The 16,865-nt window shown below is 33.9% G+C and carries 11 protein-coding genes; 7 read left to right on the plus strand and 4 right to left on the minus strand.

What is annotated here, in order from left to right; all coding sequences use genetic code 11:
• The first annotated feature begins 367 nt into the window (after positions 1-367).
• Genes DRF65_RS11610 through DRF65_RS11630 form a run of 5 tightly spaced genes read left to right on the plus strand, consistent with a single transcriptional unit; the run spans position 368 to position 9,412 of the window.
• On the plus strand, positions 368-3,520 hold the full coding sequence (locus tag DRF65_RS11610) for an SIR2 family protein (RefSeq protein WP_115970922.1): 3,153 nt from the start codon (positions 368-370) through the stop codon (positions 3,518-3,520).
• A 29-nt stretch (positions 3,521-3,549) separates the two neighbouring features.
• The gene (locus DRF65_RS11615; RefSeq protein WP_115970923.1) at positions 3,550-5,193 is read left to right on the plus strand and encodes an HsdM family class I SAM-dependent methyltransferase; all 1,644 of its coding nucleotides are present in this window, start codon (positions 3,550-3,552) and stop codon (positions 5,191-5,193) included.
• On the plus strand, positions 5,193-6,752 hold the full coding sequence (locus DRF65_RS11620) for a restriction endonuclease subunit S (protein WP_115970924.1): 1,560 nt from the start codon (positions 5,193-5,195) through the stop codon (positions 6,750-6,752). The genes DRF65_RS11615 and DRF65_RS11620 overlap by 1 nt, the downstream gene beginning before the upstream one ends.
• A complete protein-coding gene (locus tag DRF65_RS11625; RefSeq protein WP_115970925.1) occupies positions 6,739-8,550 on the plus strand; it encodes a restriction system-associated AAA family ATPase in 1,812 nt (603 codons plus the stop codon). Before DRF65_RS11620 ends, DRF65_RS11625 begins: the two co-directional genes overlap by 14 nt.
• Before the next feature lie 7 nt (positions 8,551-8,557).
• Entirely contained in the window at positions 8,558-9,412 is an 855-nt protein-coding gene (locus tag DRF65_RS11630) for an HNH endonuclease (protein WP_115970926.1), read from the plus strand.
• 371 nt (positions 9,413-9,783) lie between these two features.
• Here DRF65_RS11630 and DRF65_RS11635 read toward each other — a convergent pair whose 3' ends face one another.
• Both DRF65_RS11635 and DRF65_RS11640 read right to left on the minus strand, forming a co-directional pair.
• Complete coding sequence (locus DRF65_RS11635; RefSeq protein ID WP_115970927.1) at positions 9,784-11,100, minus strand: restriction endonuclease; 1,317 nt, start codon at positions 11,098-11,100, stop codon at positions 9,784-9,786.
• A gap of 1,127 nt (positions 11,101-12,227) precedes the next feature.
• Positions 12,228-13,505 carry a hypothetical protein gene (locus DRF65_RS11640; RefSeq protein ID WP_123947330.1) on the minus strand — a complete coding sequence of 426 codons (1,278 nt, stop codon included), beginning with the start codon at positions 13,503-13,505 and terminating at the stop codon, positions 12,228-12,230.
• 191 nt (positions 13,506-13,696) lie between these two features.
• Here DRF65_RS11640 and DRF65_RS11645 point away from each other — a divergent pair, with 191 nt between their 5' ends.
• Together DRF65_RS11645 and DRF65_RS11650 are read left to right on the plus strand one after the other, a co-directional pair.
• Positions 13,697-14,521, plus strand: coding sequence for a 5'-nucleotidase, lipoprotein e(P4) family (locus tag DRF65_RS11645; protein ID WP_115970929.1), 825 nt, complete (start codon positions 13,697-13,699; stop codon positions 14,519-14,521).
• Between the two features lie 108 nt (positions 14,522-14,629).
• Positions 14,630-14,896 carry a hypothetical protein gene (locus DRF65_RS11650; protein ID WP_115970930.1) on the plus strand — a complete coding sequence of 89 codons (267 nt, stop codon included), beginning with the start codon at positions 14,630-14,632 and terminating at the stop codon, positions 14,894-14,896.
• A 356-nt stretch (positions 14,897-15,252) separates the two neighbouring features.
• Here the strand turns inward: DRF65_RS11650 and DRF65_RS11655 are convergent, their stop codons facing one another.
• Positions 15,253-15,885, minus strand: coding sequence for an MgtC/SapB family protein (locus DRF65_RS11655; protein ID WP_115970931.1), 633 nt, complete (start codon positions 15,883-15,885; stop codon positions 15,253-15,255).
• Between the two features lie 116 nt (positions 15,886-16,001).
• Positions 16,002-16,847: an SH3 domain-containing protein gene (locus DRF65_RS11660; protein WP_115970932.1), complete on the minus strand. Its 846-nt coding sequence runs from the start codon at positions 16,845-16,847 to the stop codon at positions 16,002-16,004.
• Between the last annotated feature and the right edge of the window lie 18 nt (positions 16,848-16,865).

Raw genomic sequence — 16,865 nt, forward strand, 5'->3', positions numbered from 1 at the left:
TGGATTTTATGCTATTCTGAAAAGGATGGTTCAGATATGCGTAGAGATCAGAATCATACATAATTTTCTATAAAAATTTTATATAATACTATAAAAAATAAAATTTGGCAAACAATCATTTAATGAAAGTTGACGCTAACTAAGTTTACTCCTTTCAATAAAACTATTAAGTGTATACTACGGAAAACCGTAAAGTTTTTTAGATTTTCAGACATATCTTTATCGATTCAAAAAACCGAGTATACCAATCCCATTATTAGGGTTGCGTACTCTCTGATGAAGAAAAATTTTGGTATATTTATAAAACTTAAGCAGAGTAAAACAAAAAGCTTTGTGCTGCTCTATCCTATTACACCTATAATATTTAATGGAAGAAAATTTATATTTAGATTACGATGCATTTTTGCGTTCAATAAAACGAAATATTGATGTTCCTCATTCTTTCCTGCTTGGTGCGGGTGCCTCTATAAGTTCTGGCATACAATCCGCATATGATTGTATTTGGGAATGGAAAAGAGACATTTACATTTCTAAGAATCTGAATGCTGCTGAATATTATAAGAATCACAGGAATGAAGGTGTTCGTCAGAGCATTCAAAAATGGCTGGATAACCACGGTGGCTTTCCAGATTTTGATACCAACGAAGAATATTCATTTTATGCAGAAAAGGCATATCCAATAGCTGAGGACAGGCGAAAGTATTTTTTAAGTCTGATTGAAGGCAAGAACCCATACATTGGCTACAAACTACTTTGTTTTTTGGCTGGACAGGGAATCGTGAAATCAGTATGGACAACCAATTTTGATGGCCTAATGGTGAGGGCTGGTCATCAAAATAATCTTACCCCGATTGAAATAACACTAGATAATGCGGATCGGATCTTTAGAAACCAAAGCACAAAAGAACTGCTTTGTATTGCATTGCACGGCGACTATAAATATACAACATTAAAAAATACTGATAAGGAACTAGATTCTCAGGATGAAATTTTTAAAGAACATTTAGGAAACTACCATACGGACAAAAATCTTATAGTTGCCGGATATAGCGGACGTGATGTCTCGTTGATGAACGCCCTTAAATCTGCTTTCTCGAAAAGGGGAACTGGACGCCTCTACTGGTGCGGATACGGTGACAACATTAATAAAGAGGTAGAGGATCTGATTTGGTACGCGAGAGCCTCGGGCAGAGAAGCCTATTATATTTCGACAGATGGCTTTGACAAGACATTGATACATCTTTCAAAGACAATATTTGAGGATAACAAGAGTATATCCGATCAAATTCAACAGGTATTGGAAACTTCAGATGAGGAAGAAACGATTAGTACCGATTTTAAGCTGGATTTCAGCAAGACCGACAAGTATATTAAAAGCAACCTCCATCCCATCGTGTTTCCTAAAGAAGTCTTCCAGTTTCAAGTAGATTACGGACATAACAGACCATGGGCTTTTCTCCGTAAGCTCACTGAAAATACAACTATATCGGCCGTACCGTTTAAGGGTAAAGTATTCGCTCTTGGATCCCTAAGTGAAATCAGTTTTGTTTTTAGACCTTATCTACAGTCCAAGGTTGTGCGTGAGCAGATTTCCAACCACGACATTGCGAATGTAACCGCTTTTAAAAATCTGATGTTAATGGCTGTTGCAAAGTATTTTTGTGCTAGCGGAGAGGTGCGATCCAATTTCAAGGACAGAATATGGCTCAAAGATGCCAAAAGCCAGATTGGTGATGCATCCGTTCATAATGCGCTGTACCTTTCACTTTATTTTGATAAAAAATATGCCTATTTGGCCTTGGCTCCGACAATACACTTAGAATCTCCCACAGAAGTTTCCAAGACAATGAAACAGCAAGTAAGCAAGGGCATCCTAGAAAAGCTCTATAACGATAAATATGACAACGAACTGCATTTTTGGAATGGTGTTCTGTTCGGTCATAAAAAGCTTATATTCGAATATCCCACAAAATCCGGAACAGGTTTTGAGTTCCAGATAAGTGCCAACACAGCGTATGGTGAAATTGATGTACTCGACAGTAAGTACCGTTCTTATACTCCACAAAACTACAACGGAAAACAGACCCAATTTCGCGGAGTCCAGTTTCTGGAGCCACAGCTAATCTTTAAAAATACCTCAAGTAACAATGATTTCAGGGACTTCCACCCTATGCGCGGTCTCATCAATAACCGTCCTTATGATGTTAATCTTAATGGCATTATAAATTCCAACGAGATAAATTTATCGGTGATTTGTGGCTCTAAATACGCACAACGATTTTTTAGCTTTCTTTCGGGTTTGAATTCCAAACATCCAACCCAAGGAATTAATACGGACTATCTCATCGATTATCCCGGATTTTTCGCAGCCTACAACATCCCCATAAATATCCCCATTGCCCAAGACAGTTCATCATGGATGGACATCAACTTTGTTGGTGACAATTCAAAACAGACACATGAAAATGCGGTTGCACTGGCGCAAATTATAAAGGACCGCATTCAAAAAATATCTGCTATCCAAGGTTCAAGTTCCGTTGTAATATTTATTCCTGAGGAATGGCAACCTTTTGAAAGCTACATCAATGATACCGAAAGCTTTGATCTCCATGACAATATTAAAGCGTTTGCTGCTTCCATTGGTATGTCCACCCAGCTTATTAGGGAAGATACATTAGAGGATAAACTGAAGTGCCAAATCTACTGGTGGCTCTCATTATCTTTCTATGTCAAATCGCTGAGAACACCGTGGATTCTAAATAGCCAAGAAAGGAAAACCGCATATGCAGGAATTGGTTATAGCATTTCCAGAATAAAGCACAAACAGGAGATCGTCATCGGATGCAGCCATATATACGATTCCAATGGCCAGGGGCTGAAGTACAGACTTTCAAAAATAGATAATTATGTTTTGGACAAACAAAATAACCCCTATCTCTCTTATAAAGATGCCTTCCAATTTGGAGTATCCATACGGGAACTTTTTTACCAATCCCTCGATACACTACCCGAAAGAGTAGTAATTCATAAAAGGACGAGATTCACGACGGACGAAATAAACGGTATTAGAGCAAGCCTTAATCAAGCGGGTATAAAGAAAATCGATCTGATCGAAATAAACTACGATATTGATGTTAAGTTTGTTGCAATGAGTGTTTACCAGAACAATCTTCAGGTCGACAAGTTTCCAATTTCAAGGGGCACCTGTATTGTAACAAATAAAAAGACAGCCCTTTTATGGACGCATGGCATTGTCCCATCTGTCAAACAGCCTAACTATAAGTTTTATCTAGGAGGAAGAAGTATTCCTGCTCCAATTAAGATTACAAAACATTATGGGGAGTCAAATATTGACTTGATAGCCACCGAAATCCTTGGATTGACAAAGATGAATTGGAATTCACTGGACTTGTATTCAAAGCTACCGTCCACAATCGACTCTTCCAACCAGATCGCTCGAATCGGAAAATTACTTGCACGTTACGAGGGCCGAAGCTATGATTACAGGTTATTCATTTAGATATTTTGAAATTATTAAAGTACTTATGTATGTTAGAAAATAAAATAATTAAGGATCATATTAATACATTATGGAATGCGATGTGGCGTGCCGGGTTCGGCAACTCACTTTTGGCAATAGAGCAAATCACCTTTCTTTTCTTTATTAAAACAATAGAAGACTTAGATCGTAGAAATTTATTTTTTGCGGAAGATTCGAATGGGTCTATTTTTAGTGGAACGTACATTCCGTACATTGACGAAAAACTTTACATCGCAGAAGGAGGAACCTTCAAATATGAAGAAACACAAGCACTACAGCAGCAATTAATAGAGGATAAAAAACCGAGGACCAAAAATGAATTGCGCTGGTCATACTTCAAGCAAATGGAGCCGGAGGAAATGCTAAAACATATTAAGTTTAATGTCTATCCCTTTATTCTCTCACTAAATAGCAATTATTTAAAATCGTCCGATAAATCCAATGCTGTACTTATGATTGAGAATCCCGCAGTTCTCAACGAAGTTACATTATTGATAGACTTAATATTTGAAGAGCTCGACGTTGATAATCTAAATTCTAAAGATTTTAATACTGGTGATATTTTCGAAAGTGTTTTAAGTCAGATAGTCATCTCTGGTAACAGCGGTCAAATCAGAACCCCACGACATATTATAAAACTTATTGTAGAACTATTAGAACCCTCTTTGGGTCAAAAAATAGCTGATCCTGCCTGCGGGACGGGTGGGTTTCTCATTGGTGCCAATAGTCATATAGTGCATAAGTTAAGTATATCCGATGATAAAGAGAATGCTATTGTTGATTTTGATAAATTTTATAGCATCTCATTGTCCGCTCAAACAACAAAAAAACATCAAGAAAATTTAAGTAACAGTTTAAAGGGATTTGATTTAGATATTCACATGGTCAGAATATCGCTGATGAATTTGATGATGCATGGAATTAACAATCCACTAGTTACTTATAAAGATTCCCTGAGCCAAAATTTACTAAAAGATGAGCTATTCGATATGGTAATGTCGAATCCTCCATTTAGCGGTACAATTGACAAAGGAAATATAGATAGGAATCTAAAATTGCAAACGAACCGAGTGCCATTGTTATTTTTGGAAAGGATCTACAATATGCTTAAAAAAAATGGTACAGCCGCTATAATTGTCCCACATAATACTCTTTTCAACACTACTAAAGCATTTGTAGAAATTCGGAAAAAAATTGTCGAAGAAGCACAACTAATCGCTGTATTATCTTTGCCAAAGGGCGTTTTTAGACCAACCGCATCGGTTCAAACGGCAATACTGATATTTAAAAAAGGTAACGCAACAAAAAAAACCTGGTTTTATCATATTAAAGATGATGGATTCACACTAGATGATAAACGTCTGCCAAAATATTTTTCTGACGGTTCAAGAGATTACGGAGATTTAAACGATGTAATATTGCGCTTTAAAAACAGAGATAAAAATAATGACAACGATAGATCGTCACAATGCTTCTTTGTTGATAAAAAAGACTTACGAGAAGCTAATTATAACTTAGATTTTCAAAAATACAAAGATGTTTTAGCTGAAGAATTCGAATTCCAGAGTTTTAAAGATATTTTTAATGAGCTTGAAAAGAATGAATTAAAGATCCAAAAAGAAATTAGTGAGTTAAAAGGTCTATTACTGTGATGGAAATAAAAGAGTATAAATTAGGTGAATTATGTTCCTTACAGATCGGATATCCCTTTCAGAGCGAACATTTCGTCAAAGAGGGCATTCCAGTAATAAGACCTGCCGATATAGGTGACAAAATTAAAAACCCCCACGAAACCCTCAAATCTAATGATTTAAAAAGATTTGAAAGGTTCACGGTAGAAAAAGGAGATGTACTTATTTCTATGTCTGGTGTTTCCCTTGGAAAAACATTCGTATATTCTTTTGATGAAAAAGGTTTTTTTAATCAATATGTCGCCTGCTTCAAATTCGGGAACACAAAATTGCTGCTAAATGAGTACCTATATATTCTTTTACAAGGAATTCAGAAGGATATTGTACGTCATTTTTCGGGAACTAGTCCTACCCCCTTAATTACAAAAGTTTTTATTGAAAATTATCCGGTCAAAATACCTTCGATAAAAGATCAGGTAAAAATAGTTGACATTTACGATAGAGCACTTAAGGTTGGTCATAGACGTTCAAAAAGTATTCAGCTATGTGATCTTCTTAGCCAGAGTCTTTTTCTTGAAACACAGAAGCAGGCTAAAAAACATTATTCCTTTAATAAAATTATTGAAATTCAAACTAATTTAAAAAAAAGTGATATTATCGATAGTGCGGATCTGCCCTTTATAACACCAAATAATATAACGCCTATTAGTGGAGATATCATAAAATCTGATCAAAGTCATCATTCAAAATCGGTAAATAGTAAGTTTTACTTCACAGAAGAACATATTTTGTTCTCCAGAAAAATTAGTGATCTAAATAGAATTGCAACCCCTAATTTCAAAGGTTTCTGCAATACTAATATTTACCCATTTTTAGTCGAAAAAACAACTGCAAATAAACATTACATAAGATACATTTTATTATCACACGATTTTTTCAATTTTACCATGAATTTTCTCGGGAGTAAACAAGTTGCATCCCTTAATCGCTCTGTGATCTATAATTACACCGTAAAACTTCCGAGTAAAAAAATACAAGATCAATTTTCCAAAAGAGTCCAAAACATTGAAAAACTGCGCTCATACTTTGAACAGAATTTAGTTTCAATACAAGCAATTGAAAGTATGATTATTCATAAAACTCGTATGGGCGAACTCTATTTCAACTCAGATGACTTTGATAATGTGATACCCGAAGAAATTCAGCCCGAAGAAGATCCCGCCATAACTAAGATTAATGAAAATATTGCAGATTACCACAGAAACCTTCCCCATACAGGTGCTCCACCTGAAATTGACAACATGATCCGTCAACTTGATACTGAGCTACGGCTAAAAGGTGATATCCCATTTACAGAAGACTATGTTAAGTACAGGATTGTTCGGGGTAAGTTTAAAGACTCATTCACTTTTAGAGAGCTCTGGAACGAGTTAACCACTTTTCCGTTTGAGACAATTCCTTCATATGATGAAATATGTAATTTAGTATTTAAGTGGTTGAAAGAGGAACTACCTTTTGTTCGACAACAATTTAACGACAAGACAAAACAAATAGAAATCATTATCAATGAAACTACTTAGATTAAAACTGAATGACAGCTTTAGAAGCTTGCATAATGGTTTTGAAGTTGACTTTCTGAACGAATTTTATAAATCTAGAGCATGGGACTTTATGCCATACTGTTTAGTTGGAAAAAATGGTTGTGGAAAATCAAATATTTTAGAACTGCTTGCTGCCATTTTCTACCACATTGAATGCATTTACCTGACAAATAAACCGGATGGTTTTGATGGAGAAGGAGAATTGGAGAAAGTTCATACTGGAGGTTTCTTTGCTGAAAGCTGTACGCCAGACGCATTTGAAATTGAGTATCTAATACCTGTACCATGGAAAATTAATAAAGATGACCAACCTACTGATCACAATAAAATATTTGAAAGAGAGGAAACGGCGCATATTCAAATCATAAAAAAAAGGAAAAAAGCACCTATAATCAAATGTTTGAATAAACAACGCTTTGACACGGAAAACAAACTTACTCTACTTAACAGACGTGAGGTAAAAGAAATACTACCCGATTTTGTAGTTGGTTATTCCTCCGGAGAAAATGAAATTCTTAGCCTACCATTCTTTAAAATGCGGTTTTTGAACTATGATGAATATGTAAACGCACTGAGGGAGGAGACAGGTTATTCTCAACCCGAAGGAAGATTCGTATACATTGATACACAGCTTAGTCAGGCAGTTTTTCTTACTAATTTTTTAATGCAGGAAGAAAAATTATTGAAACCAATCTATAATACTATTGGAATTGAAGCAATTACACAGTTTCGCATTATTATTAATCAAGACATAAAAATTTCAAAATTTCAGTACTTAGAAAAGGGAGTTATAGAAGATGGAGAAAGCGACTACAATCAGAGTTTCGAACTTACTGAGTTGCTCAAAACTAAAGACATCTCTGCACGCGATTTAATGGCCATAGATAAGCTTCAATGTTGTTCAACAACACAGTTCTTTGATTCCGAAACAAACACACTTTATCTGGACTATCTTATTGATCGAGACATAAGGGATAATAACGGAGAAATATTACAAGATCAGCAAGGAGTTCAAGTTGGTTTAAGCGAAATGAAAAAAGCTTTTCGCGCCCATTTTGATAATGATCCTTTTGCGCTTTTCAGAGCATTACAAATTCTGCTGACCTTAAACCTTTACGATGTTTCGACTGAAACAAAGGTTGAGGTATACATGTCTGAAAGTCTTTATGTAAATGAAACTGTACCTATTCTTTCGTCGGATAAGAGAATAATGAGATTTAAAGATTTTACGGTAAAGAAGAAAGGAGCTGTTAATGAAATTTTAAGTAAATCATTATCAGATGGTGAACATCAATTTTTACATGCAATGGGAATATGTTTATTATTTAAAGATTCCAATTCTCTCTTTTTGCTTGATGAGCCAGAGACTCACTTTAATCCGGAATGGCGTGCACAATTCATTTCTACTTTAAAAGAGTGCTTACGTCAGTCATCTAACCAGAACATGAGGGATATTCTACTTTCTTCACATTCACCATTTATTATCTCTGACAGCATTGAAGATAATGTGTTAATATTCAAGAGAAATAAGGATAAAATGATCACCGTCGAACGCCCAGATTTTAATACTTTTGGAGCATCCGTTAACCGCATTACAATGGACATTTTCGAACGTGATAATACTATTGGTGATCTAGCTAATTCATCGGTGGAAAATTTTGAAATTAGGCATAAAAACGGTGAGGATCCTAAAGAACTTATTAAGGAAATTAATAATACATTAGGGGAATCCGTTGAGAAAACTATACTGATTAATAGAGTTAAAGGATTTATTTAGGATTAACATGCACTTTACATACAAATATATAAATCACGAAATTGAAAAATTTCAAAAATATTCAGATTTTATTTTTCTACAGGTATGGTGCAAAGCTCGCCACCCGTTCAATATTGCAAAATTTGACCAATACCCGGAATTACAAACAATCTTCAATAAGCTGGAGCAAAATCCAGGTGAATGGGCACAATTCTTTGTCAAAGCGGTTAAAGACATATACGGAGAATTTTTGAAGTTAGGAAAGGCCCAAAAGAAGGAATTAAGCAGATGCTACCAAATTAATAATAATGTAGCCCGCTTATGTCGCAATAATACATTAGTTCCAATAAATTATACCGATTTACAAAAAAAGCACCGAAAAATTTCGACACTCCTAAAAACTTTTTATGATCGCCTATATGGTTCTGAATCACCACTCATATTAAAAGAATTTGGAAATCTAAAAGATATTAGAGTATTACATTATAAAGCCTTTATTGAAAAAAATTTTAACGGTCATGAAGGTGTATGTCCTTTTTGTGGACTAAATCCTATAAAGGGAAATGATCATTCAAAACTAGAGGCATACGATCATTTTATTCCCAAAGCACAATATCCATTTAATTCAATTAATTTCAAAAATCTTGCACCTATGTGTCATGAGTGCAATTCATCATATAAATTAAAAATAAATCCGGTATTAAATATCGATCCCTTATCGAAAAATGCTACTAAAAGAAAAGCATTTTATCCATATTCACAGGAAGAATGGAAAATAAAAATAACTGTTAATCTTCATAATGTAGATTTTAAGAATTTAAGGAAGGAAGAAATCAGTATTGATGCGTCCTGTGCTGGAAGATTAGAAGAAATAGAAAGCTAGAAAGAGGTCTTTGGAATTGAAGAAAGGTACAAGGCAAAAATATTAGGCAGACATACAGGAAAAAAATGGTATTTAGATTTAGTAGATGGTTTTGACAGCGCAAAAAAAATTCTAAAAGCACCCGATCTAACTAAAGAAGAATGGCTAGAATATTCAATAAATCAATGTGACACCGACTTAATGTCTGATTGCGGTTTTTTAAAAAAGCCATTCATACAAGAATGTGAACGGTTGGGCATCAATTAGTAGGATTGCAAGACTATTATTAACTAGTATTCTAATACGATCTTAAAACGCTCAAAAAAAAAAATCACGTTGGTTAGAACGGAGTGAATAAAATACTTTTTGTAATTTTTAACTTCATATTTAGTTTAATGAGGTCTTATTATTAACTTTTCGAGCCACTGAATAGTTGTACTCTTTCCGTTCGCCAATTCTAAAAGATCAGAACTATCAATTAATACGATATGGTGATCTTCTCTAGATGCTCTTTTTAAATGACTGTTTACTTCTTTAGTAAAGCCCTTAACAGATATGAAAAATCCTACTTTAACAAGTTTTTTATGATTTATAATTTTAGTTTCGAAATCACGCATCTCCGAAGCCCCTACCTTCGCACTCCAATTTTTACATTCAACAAAGAAAGTTGGACTTGTGAGAGAGGACCAAAAGGTGCCAGAAACTCCGTTTTTAATCTGCAAATCTATTTCTTCATCGTTTGTATTAACACGCTTTGAAATAACTTCCAAACCGGGAACAGAGGAAAAAATTATCTCCATAAGATTCTCTAAAGCTCTACCTTTTTCCGCGGAATTTTTAAGTTGAGGTATTTCATCTAAAAGCAACAACAATTCTTTCTTAAAATAAGTGTCTTTAATAATGGCTTCTTGATTTACAATTGAGTTAAAGAACTTATTATAAAGTTGAATTTTTCGAATTAATCTATTAGCAGACTGAATATGAAACTCAGAAATTTCTTCCTCATTATCAATCATGTCTTCCAATTGTAGATCAACTTCCGTTGTTGGAGCCGCAGCCTCCAACAATAGCTTAATCTTTACAACCGAGATGATTTCAGCATATTCAATCATTATCTCATATTCAAACAGATTTCCGATAATTTGGACCCAAGGCGGCAACATAAGCGCTTTTTGATAAAAAAAATCTCCCGGCTCAAATAAAAAATTATTAAACATAGACGAATGTTTCTCTTTCTCTATTCGATACGTATTTCCATCCATTGATCTTACCTCCTTGGATGCTTCGCCGATAGAAGCCGAGATTAATGGAAATAAAAAATTCACAAAATCTTTTAATTCCTCTCCACGGGTAAATTTGGGGAGTTTAGCAAAGAATTTATCTGCCTCCTTTTGAACTTCACTTTCACTAAGTTCACCAGAATTTTCCGCTAATTCGTCAATAATATTTTCATAAACTTTTTCTTTTATTTCCTCATAAAAAAAAGAATAGATTTCAGTGATCATTTCCCAGTTAAAACCTAGTTTATCGAGCTTTTCTAATGCCTTCTCGCGCGTTGTTATGAAACCAATCTTACTGGATCCTTCATCGTCATTGGAACTTTGACTATACAAATCATTTTTATCAAATAAGAAAGAAAGGTAGCTAGGAATATCATATTTCCATGAATATTCATGTTTGCCAATCATTAAAGTGGAATAATGACCCATTAAATTTTAGTTTTTAATATTGCAATATATTAATTTAGATCAAAATGTAACCAATTTAATTAAAGCAATTATATTCCAGCTAATTGTAATACCTAATTAGTGAAATGTGCCGAAAAACAATTGTTAGTGATTTGATATAGTTTTGATATAAAAATCGTTAGACGTTCCCAATATTTTGGACTAGCCTAAAATTACATTAGGGCTATATTCAACCTATAATTTTTATTAATGAATCTTAAACAACTAATTTTAGCAATGTGTTACAGACAATTTTTTCGTTCCAATAATACATAAAATTGTATCTTTGAGATTGAAGAGTTATGGATGTTCTTTGAAGTCGTTATAGAATAATTATAGTGTTGATTTAGTCATTTTTTTTTGTGGCGAAATCATGGCAGTAAATTAAAATATACTTGAAAATATGGTTTTAAAGTGGTTGGAACGAATTAGTTCGAATCCCTCCCTTTCATGTGAAAAAATGAATTATAAAAATACAATGAACATTATGATTAAGAATATATAAAGCTCTTTTTTTCAAAATTTCTTTTATCTTATTTATAAATGAGTGGATTTCAAAGCTACTAATAATAAGGACGCTGATATAATCACATAAAATATTCCCGTTTACAATTGGAACATTTGAATGCTTTTGTAGATTTTAAAGATCCGAACGATATGGGTCGTATGTTTATGATATTTACTCGCCAAGAGGTCCATCAAAAGAATAAATGGTTGGACTTTTAAGTATGGCTCGAAATGTAATCCCAGCTGATCAATTATGGTTAAATCCTAATTACGGATAAAACCAGACACTAGAGATGAAAACAGAGAAAGCATTGATTGCTATAGTAACAGCAGCGAAAGTATTGGCTTCTGTATTTTTAGTAGCAATTCTGTTTTGTACGAATTTATGGCAGACTATTAGCTAGCCTGCCGTATCAATCCATTAATAACTATCGATAAAATACTGAATATCAACAAAATACACGCAAAATCCAATTAAGATCATTTATTAAAGAGTTCGAAGATAATCCTTTAAGGATCACAAAACCTCATCATTTTTATGGTGAGGTTTTTTGTTTATATTAAGACTAATAAAATAGTTCAGAAGTAAAAGAGGTATTCTTTTAAAATATCTGCTTTATATCTTTAATACCAATTGTGATATAACTACCGATTGGAAAATATTCTATATCGTACATTTCACTATTATTTGTGTCGCTAATCACATGCTGCTTGCCATTAATATCAGTAAGAAATATTGTAAATTGCTTCGTTTTCTCTGGTAAATCAATCTTTATCTTATTACCAAACAGTAAATCACCAGCTTGAACTTGTTTTGTAGAAATCTTTGGTACTATTCTGTATTCTTTAAAGGTAACCTTTAATTTTAAACTACCTCTAGCATCATAGCTTACGATATGACCAAATACTTTCCCGCAGCTACCTGAATTCGCAACTGAACCTCTAAGTTGAAAACCATGCTTAGTTTTATCAAAAATCCCATTAAATTGAGAGTTTTGAGTTTTATCAACAGCTACTTCTATTGATTCTAAATCGATCATCCACCCTTCCCTAGCATTTACATTAGAAGTTTGATTTTTTGTTCCTGAGCAATGCTCATTTCTATAATTATATTCTTCATTTCTAATAAAGGATTCCATTTCTTCACCATCCACTTTTGCTTCCAGATTATAATTTCCAAATTTATCCGGAATATTAAATACCAAAACTTTATAACTGATTTTTTTGGTTTTTGAAAATAACCCAGCTTTATATTCAAAATTTAAATCTCCATATAATTTATCCACAGATTTCGAATTTTTCAGCGCCTGAGGGTATTCAAAGATCATTTGATTTTCTGTGTTGGAAACTAATTTGCATTTAACCCCATTAAAATCCAAAGAAAGTTTTTTTGCCTTGCCCAGAAATGATCCCTTAAATACGAGGTTACTATTCCATGAGCTACCAACAGCATTTGGGGTATATTTCAATATTCTCGGCTGAGCCTTAGACCCGGGAATAGTAGATAAGGCATCATTTAAATTCCCAATTGTTTCATCTAGTTTATTTAAAGTACCTGCAGCTTTAATATCAAAGTTATTTACTGTATTATTCATCTGATTAAAGGTAAGTCTGACTTTGTCATCCAGTTGATCAAATGTTTTATCCAGTAATCCATTACCTACTTTTTCAAGATTATCTTCAACAAGAAGTAAATGCTGTCTAATTTCAAAGGAATTTTTTGATACCATAAAGTCTGTATCATTTAAAATGTCCTGAATTGCCTTTTTTGTATCATCAATAAAAGTAGAAACTAACGTTCCACCTGCTACCTGCCCATAGCAAAATGTGAATGTTGATAATAAAATAAATAGCGCGAATGTTAATCTAAATGTTTTCATGGCGTATAATTTTAATTTTTTGTTAAAATTATCATCATAAATCACAATAAGAAATACCACTTTTGTGTAAGATTAAACGTTATTTTTAAATTAATTTTAAAAATAAATAATATAATGGAAGTCAATCCATATCGAAAATAGTTGTTATAAAAATCAAATTGTTATAATTTTGTGCTCTCTATTCAAATTCAATGAAAAATTTCAAGTTCATTATCGCAAGCAGTATTTTTGCTTTGACTCTATCGTGTAAAACAGCAGCTCCGGTTTCACAGGCTTCTGTTCAGAATGTTTCTTATCAGAATCTTGGGCGTGACGGAAAAATATATGCTGCGTTTTATCAGCAACGGTCTGCAGAATATGAAGCACTTTGCCTGCAGGCATACAATATTGCAAAACTCCGTTTGGATGAAGCTTTAGCACAAAAATCAGGGAAACCTTTAGCTATTGTTTCGGATATTGATGAGACTTTTTTAGATAATTCCTATTACGCCGTTGAGCGTGCAAAAATGGGAAAAGATTATGATCAGAAAACATGGGAAGAATGGACTGCCAAAGGGATAGCAACACCCCTTACGGGTTCTCAGGAATTCTATCAGTATGCTGCCGGTAAAGGTGTACAGGTGTTTTATGTTACCAATCGTATAGAGCAGGAACGTGCCGGAACATTAAAAAACCTTAAGAAATACAATTTTCCTGTTCAAAGTGACAACAATCTTATTCTCCGGTCTAAGGAAAGCAGTAAGGAAAACAGACGGTTGGATATTGCTAAAAATTATAATATTGTTTTGCTGCTGGGTGATAATCTTGCCGATTTCTCCAGTCTATTTGATAAAAAGTCTGAAACAGAGCGATCAGCTGCTGTGAAAAATTCAGCTAATGATTTTGGGAAAAAATTTATTATTATTCCTAACGTGGGATATGGAGACTGGGAGTCTTCATTTTATAATTACAAATACGACAATACCAATCAGAAAAAGGATTCAATGATGTATAATGCGGTAAAGGCTAATCCTTAATAAGAATATAAATAGATCGACAAGATATTTATAGTATCAACGTTTAAAAATCCTCACCATTTTCATAGTGAGGGTTTTTATTAGTTTCAAGAAAACATCTTACATGAAATGAAACGACTAAACCAGCATAAAACAGCTTCTGCATTTGGTAATACATCTATTCTCAGCTTGGGAATGTTGATTGTTACCTTTTTTGGGATCATTAAAAGCCCTCATTTTCTGGTGGGAGTATTTTGTTTACTGCTCTCCTATATTTCGTCTATAGTAGCTATTATTCTTCAAAGACGTAACCCGCTCTGGTGGATTATTCTTTTTATAAACATAGGCATTACCCTTATTCTTTGGGTATTATCCAATCTGATCCCTCCCCTTTAGCTGCTCCTACTTTAATAAGAATGAAAGCTACGCTTCACAACATGAAAATACCGTTTCACCGGCTGATTTCGCAGGATCAGTTTAACTTTTCTACTGACAGATCACAATTCCTACTATTTTTACATAGGTAAGCTTTTACCGGGAAGCCGTTATAAAGTTAGTTTCAATTATTATTTAAAGAAACATTGATTAAGCATCAATAAAAATCTTTTTTGTGCAAATATTCCTTGTAGCCATTTATGGCTCAACTATACACTTAATCATGTTTGGGTAGGGCTGGTAGTTTCCAGCCCTATTTTGTTTTTTACCACTACAGCAAAACAAAGCCTTTACATGGGCGTAAAGGCTCTTTATCTTTAAAACTTAAATTCATCTATCCCAGGATCATTCAGCAGAGCCTTTGTACAGACTTCATGATTTCTTTTCGCTCCCTGTACTCTCCATATCGCAGTGTACTTTTCTCCACTCCTTACCTGCTTTCCTCTGATCGATTTTAAACCGTTTTCCTTAAAAACATTTTCATATTTCTCCATGATTCCGTCTTCGTAGGTAAGTGTAATCTGATAAATATACCGGGTGCTGATCCTGTCAATAACATCCTGAACATATTTAAACATGATAAGTAATAAAAATACGACCAGAGAACCAATGGTAGCCTCCTGGTAATATCCTGCTCCAATGGTCATTCCCAGAGCAGCACAAATCCATATCGTAACAGCAGTGGTAAGACCAGAAACGCGGTTATCTTCTTTAAAGATCACACCAGCTCCTACAAAACCTATTCCGGTGATAATATTAGCCGCAATACGGTCCGGGCTGTCTGATCCCCCTAAGTTCTGAGAAAGCATAGTAAAAATACAGGACCCGAGACTTACTAATATCATGGTCCGAAGCCCTGCTGACTTCAATTGATATTCTCTTTCAATACCGATTATACCTCCTACAATTACAGAGAACAGAATGGGTAGGATATCATCAAGTAAATTCATTGCTCAGTTTTTTCTATGGTTAAATGTATTTGATTTTTTTCAAATGGGAAAGTTCTGTTTTTAAACAAAAAAAACCGCTGTACAATACAACGGTTTCATTTATTTTAAACAAAAGATTATTTAAGCCTGTAAGAACTTCCGTTCCAAAGATAAGTTTTGGAAGATCGTTTTTTATGCTCTCTATCCTTTTCATCTACCTCCATATCTTCTACTTTAAGGATAAATGCATTAGGAATTCCTCCTTTATCATTAGGGAAAACATATTCTTCACTATGATAATAGGCCCCTGCATCCCCTACATTCATCAACTGTGGAAGCGCTATTAATTTTTTATCTTTTAAAAGAACATATTGATCATAAGTTGCTATTCCACATGCTTCACCAGAAACCATTGCTTTTAAAGTAAACTCTACCTCCTGCAACTTGTGATTGCTTTCAATACTAAAGGATGCCGTACTCAGTTCCTCTCCTTTTCCGGTATCAAAATATACTTCACCAATCAGAGTATTTCCTTCCATCATTTTGATTCCTGCTATATTCTGCTTATCAATTTCGTTAAATGGCCTGGTTTTCTTATCTATTGTTTTAGACAACCCGAAAAGAAAGTCATATCCATTTTTATTACAATAACCCACGCAAAGATTGCCTCCCCAAACATACCCCTCGGAAGTGGTATCTCCTTTCTGATATGAAACTTTATACCAATTGGCTCTTCTTTCTCCCAACTGTAAAACCGGAACAGCCTCTTCTTTTTTAAGGATCATTACCTGTTGATTAGTCTGCAGCGAATCTATTATCTGAGCAGCAGTTCCAGGCTCTTTCCTTACTCTGGTCCAGTCTGTAAAGACCTTCTGGCTTTTATTTTCTGTAAAGTTAAAAACACCATCTGCATATACTTCATTTTCCTGTGCTGTAAAAAACTGCAGCAGCAGTAAAAATAAAGCTGTCAATAAGGTTTTCATATTTGTATTTCGTTTTTT

Origin of the sequence: Chryseobacterium pennae (assembly GCF_003385515.1) — a bacterium.
Lineage (GTDB): Bacteria > Bacteroidota > Bacteroidia > Flavobacteriales > Weeksellaceae > Chryseobacterium > Chryseobacterium pennae.